Annotated in this window: 5 protein-coding genes and 1 pseudogene; 4 read left to right on the top strand and 2 right to left on the bottom strand. The window is 59.6% G+C overall.

The features are described 5' to 3' along the window. Positions 1-183: 183 nt before the first annotated feature. Positions 184-420, top strand: a complete 237-nt coding sequence (locus tag VJV58_RS05935; RefSeq protein ID WP_324136406.1) for a hypothetical protein — start codon at positions 184-186, stop codon at positions 418-420. Positions 421-525: 105 nt separating this feature from the next. Here VJV58_RS05935 and VJV58_RS05930 read toward each other — a convergent pair whose 3' ends face one another. Further along, positions 526-843: a hypothetical protein gene (locus VJV58_RS05930; RefSeq protein ID WP_324136405.1), complete on the bottom strand. Its 318-nt coding sequence runs from the start codon at positions 841-843 to the stop codon at positions 526-528. A 416-nt stretch (positions 844-1259) separates the two neighbouring features. Here VJV58_RS05930 and VJV58_RS05925 point away from each other — a divergent pair, with 416 nt between their 5' ends. The 3 genes from VJV58_RS05925 to VJV58_RS05915 all read left to right on the top strand — a co-directional run bounded on the left by VJV58_RS05925 (position 1260) and on the right by VJV58_RS05915 (position 2854). Beyond that, complete coding sequence (locus tag VJV58_RS05925; protein WP_324136404.1) at positions 1260-1460, top strand: hypothetical protein; 201 nt, start codon at positions 1260-1262, stop codon at positions 1458-1460. 128 nt (positions 1461-1588) lie between these two features. Beyond that, a complete protein-coding gene (locus VJV58_RS05920; protein WP_324136403.1) occupies positions 1589-2425 on the top strand; it encodes an alpha/beta fold hydrolase in 837 nt (278 codons plus the stop codon). 201 nt (positions 2426-2626) lie between these two features. Further along, positions 2627-2854 (top strand): hypothetical protein, encoded by a 228-nt coding sequence (locus VJV58_RS05915; protein ID WP_324136402.1) that lies wholly within the window; start codon positions 2627-2629, stop codon positions 2852-2854. 181 nt (positions 2855-3035) lie between these two features. Here VJV58_RS05915 and VJV58_RS05910 read toward each other — a convergent pair. Further along, a pseudogene (locus tag VJV58_RS05910) lies at positions 3036-3511 on the bottom strand (hypothetical protein); the annotation flags it as partial.

Raw genomic sequence — 3511 nt, 5'->3', positions numbered from 1 at the left:
TCTTCTTTAAACTTCGACGCTGCGGCCACTCGCGGATCGCATGCTCGCATTCGTCGCGCGCTCGCGATACGTCGATTTGCCGATTGACCGCGACGGCGTGGCGCGCGGCTGACATATCGATGGCGCTCGGAACGATCTTTCGCAGGCCGAATTGTTGCAGCGACTTTTTCCAGGAGAGCCGCCATGAAGCCCGTTATCCTTGCTGTTGCAGTCCTCGGCATTGTATTCGCTCCCGCCGCCGCCCAAGCAAAGGGATGCATCAAAGGCGCCATCGTAGGAGGCGTGGCAGGCCATGTGGCCGGGCACGGCAAGCTGGGCGCCGCGGCCGGCTGCATCATTGGCCATCACGAAGCCAACAAGCGAGACGCACAGAGAAACGATCACCGGACGGCTCCGCCATCTCGGGATAATCGCATTTAGTCGGTTGCAACCAAATTCTGGCAAGCGAAAGGCCCGCCGGATCAATCTCGGCGGGCCAATCGTTTCTTCCGAACTTCTGGCTTGCGAGCTTCTAACTTGATCGCCTTACCAGTGATCGCCGATGCCGACGCTCACGCCCGGTGCGCGAATGCCCACGCCCGCACGGGGGCCATCATCCCAATCACGATAACGGCGATGCTCGATGTAACGCTCGCGAGGCGTGTATCCATAGGATTCCCGAACGATCACGCGGCTGCCGCGATGTGTCTCATAGCATCGTCCGTAGTCATTACACACCATCCGAACAGGCTGCAGCAGATCCTGATTCGAATATCCTCCGCTCGTCACAAAATCCGAGGCGCTGGCACTTCCGACGCAAAGCGCGCCGGCTCCCGCCAGCAGAACGACCGCTAACTTCTTCATCGCTTCCTCCAAATACTGCCCAAGGCACAAGCCTCCGCGCCAAGGTTAGTTCCAGCAAAATGCCGTTGTTTAAACGCGTTTGTTCGGAACCGACATCACGGAACTCTGGAACCGCTGCACTTCGACAAGCCTCGCACCGCTTCAGCACGCGGCACGGCAAGTGGCAGCACAACGGAACGATTCGAAATTAACAAATATTCAAAATTAAGGCGCTTGGTCCGGAACGCGACGTAGCCTCGCGGCTTAGCTTTCGCAGAAGCCTGGCGCAGAGAGAGCACTTTCCGCGATTGGTAGTGCGGCCAGCGTCTCAGCAGCAAAAGGACTATAGAACCCAATCCAGGAGGCGGCTCATGGTCGGGATGAGAAATGATCGCGTTCGCGCGCGGGCTCGAGATTTGTTGGAGACGGCTTATCCCGTGCCTGAGAGTGCTGAGGCTCAGCGGCTCCGTGAACTGGCAAACAACTACATCCGGGAAGCCGAGCGGCTCGAGGCAGAGAGCAACGGTCGCGTCGCAAAATCAGATGAGCTGATCTCGTCCGCGCTTGATGCGGTGGCAAGGGATTACTTCGCGCGAGAGGTCTCGCGCGCAAGCTCGCGACGCAAGCGCCCGCCGTAGGGCCGGAACCCACTGCTGCGCCGCAGTAATTTCAGAAATTTAATGTCGCCGCGTGGCGTTTGCTTCGGTATGCGCGCGTTTACGCATTATCTAAGTTACAGAATAGAAGTCTATCGGGATGGAAACGAATGAAGCGGGGAATCGCCGTTCTGGCATGTCTTTGCGTCCTTGCTGGCGCTCTGTATTTTGCCATCAGCAAGTGGGGCATCCGCCACGAGGCGCTTAATTTGTTCGACGCGACGCGGCAGCGGCCGGTCGCGGTCGATCTCGCGGTGCGCCGTGACTACGAGATGAAGGCGGATGACGGCTATTGGAAGTTGCCGGTCGCCATTATCAGCAACGGCAATACCGTCAAGAACACCGAATACTCCTTCCTCGCAAACGTATTCGCGGCGCGGGGATACCTGGTGGCCAGCATCCAGCAGGACATTCCGACCGACCCGCCCTTGATGACCAAGGTCGGGCTGCCCTATGTCGGCCGCCAGGCGGTTTATGAAAAGGGCGAAGCCAATATCCTGTTCGTGGTCCAGCGACTGAAGGAGATTCAGCCGAACGCCGACTATGCCCACCTGACGCTCGTCGGACATTCCAACGGTGGCGACACCGCGATGTATTTTGCCAAGCAGCATCCTGACTTGGTGTCCAAAGTCGTCACGCTGGATAACCTGCGGGTTCCGTTCGTGCTCAGCGACAAGTTGAAGATCCTCTCGTTCCGCTCACATGATCCGAACTTCCAGACCGACCCCGGCGTGTTGCCGACGCCGCAGCAGGCAAAGTCGGAGGGCATCGATATCGTACCCACGCAATTCCAGCACACCTGGATGAGCGACCGAGGGCCGGATTCTGCGAAAGCAAGAATCCAAGCGACGCTCGATGAGTTCCTCGGCAACGGCAGCGCCAGTGAGCTGGCGCCAGCGGACACCAACACTCTGGTCGTGAACAACGCCGGCGCGCCGCAACCGTAAGCGACGCGCCTGAGACGCGCACCCAAGAGAAAGGCGTCAGGAAAGTGCGCGCCCCCCGCTTCGTCGCTGAGCGCGGACGAAACGCTGCTCTCTTGTCACCTCTTCCTCGGGAGAAGTCCTCAGCCGTCGGATTTGCGCGGGGACGCCGACCGCCTAAACTGCCTCAGCCGTAGGATATCTCTTGTTGCCCGGGAGGCAGTCATGTCAGGAAAATGGATGGGCCTGTTTTTTGCTCTGGGCCTTGCCACGACGTTTTTGAATCTCGCGATCTTGGCCGGCCAGATTTCGATGCCCGCAACGGCGCGGGCGGCAAGCAGCGGCGCCAAATTACTTGAGGATGACGATTTCACCAGCGGCCTGAGCAAGATCATCCGGAAAACGGTCCGCGATTACTGCACGGTCGGCAAGCGAAACGCGATCGACTGCTGATGACGGCAGGCTAAATGTTGGAAGCCTGCAGGGGCAAAGCGATATGCGGGCGCCGCCTATAAAGGTCGTTATGCCTGCGCTTGTCGCGGGTATCCACGTTCTTCGAAAGCCAAGACGTGGATGGCACATCTAGCGCGAAGACGCGCTTCGTGCTTGCGCCGCCAAGACGAGAGATTGCACCTCACCATTCCGGGTCGAGCGCCATGGCGCGCCGGTTGTCTCGGTAAGGGATCAGCATCGTCGCCCGGCGACCATCTGGAAATTCAATGGTGCGCAAGGTCATCAGCGCCAAGGGACGCTTTTCAGCGGGCCGGCTTGCCTGCCGGTGCGATGGCCGCTTCGGTTTGGCGATTGAGGTCGACGCGGCATTAGAATTCGTGGCGATCGCCGGCGCACCCTGGCCTTGCTTGCTCTCTTGCTTGCTTTCTTGCTTGCTTTCTTGCTTCGGCTCTTCCTTGTATTCTTGCGCCGGCTCTTTCGCCTCGGCGACTGCCTCATGCTGTGTCGGCGCTGGTTTGGGTTCGGCGGGAACGGGATCGACGACTTGCGTCGGCCGTGACACCTGCGCGGAAATTTGAGCGGCCACCGGAGCCGCTTGGGTCGGCGGGTTCGGCTTTGCCTTGGCGACCACCTTCACAGGTTCCGGCGTAGCAAGCC

Origin of the sequence: Bradyrhizobium sp., assembly GCF_035273305.1 — a bacterium.
In the GTDB taxonomy this organism is placed as follows: domain Bacteria; phylum Pseudomonadota; class Alphaproteobacteria; order Rhizobiales; family Xanthobacteraceae; genus Bradyrhizobium.
Note: the sequence above shows the minus strand (reverse complement) of the source record. Positions and strands in the feature narration are given on the sequence as shown.

Bases quoted from the DNA above. Each gene is read 5' to 3' on its own strand.
- VJV58_RS05935 (WP_324136406.1), top strand. From the start codon at position 184: ATGAAGCCCGTTATCCTTGCTGTTGCAGTCCTCGGCATTGTATTCGCT.
- VJV58_RS05930 (WP_324136405.1), bottom strand. From the start codon at position 843: ATGAAGAAGTTAGCGGTCGTTCTGCTGGCGGGAGCCGGCGCGCTTTGC.
- VJV58_RS05920 (WP_324136403.1), top strand. From the start codon at position 1,589: ATGAAGCGGGGAATCGCCGTTCTGGCATGTCTTTGCGTCCTTGCTGGC.
- VJV58_RS05915 (WP_324136402.1), top strand. From the start codon at position 2,627: ATGTCAGGAAAATGGATGGGCCTGTTTTTTGCTCTGGGCCTTGCCACG.